Annotated in this window: 1 protein-coding gene; it reads right to left on the reverse strand. The window is 61.5% G+C overall.

Translation table 11 applies throughout. The features are described from left to right. On the reverse strand, nt 1–564 hold a 564-nt coding region (locus tag NKJ76_RS32350), incomplete at both ends, for an ATP-binding cassette domain-containing protein (RefSeq protein WP_352539221.1).

Consider the following 564-nt stretch of genomic DNA (forward strand, 5'->3'; position numbering starts at 1 on the left):
GGTCCCATTGATCGAGGCTTGCGCTGTCGATGCGAACCTTCCCGGCGACCGGCGTCCATGCGCCGACGATGGCGCGCGAGAGTGTCGACTTGCCCGAGCCCGATGGACCGATGACCCCGAGTGCGCTTCCCGCCTGAATGGCAAACGCAATGCCGGTCACGGTCGGCTTGCTTTCGCCGGGCGGAACAATTGTCACGCTTTCGAGGCGCAGTTCGCGTTCAGGTGCAGGCATAGGCACAACAGGAGCGGTTTCAGGAACCTTTTCCAAGAGGTCCTCCAGCCGCGCCCAACTCTGGCGCGCCATGAGGAAGGGTTTCCAGCTTGAAATGGCCAGATCGACCGGAGCCAGCGCACGCCCCATCATGATCGAACTGACAATCATGACCCCGGCCGTAGCCTCCTGCCTGACGACAAGGTACGCACCGACGGTAAGAATGGCCGATTGCACCTGCAGGCGCAAGTCGGCATTGCAACGCGCTGCTTGCAGCAGACCATTGCGTGCCATGTTGTGGGCAACGGTATCGCTTATCGGCCCTTGCGAGAGAGTGTTGGCAAGGAGTGTCA

The organism is Mesorhizobium sp. M0029, assembly GCF_040323735.1.
In the GTDB taxonomy this organism is placed as follows: Bacteria; Pseudomonadota; Alphaproteobacteria; order Rhizobiales; family Rhizobiaceae; genus Mesorhizobium.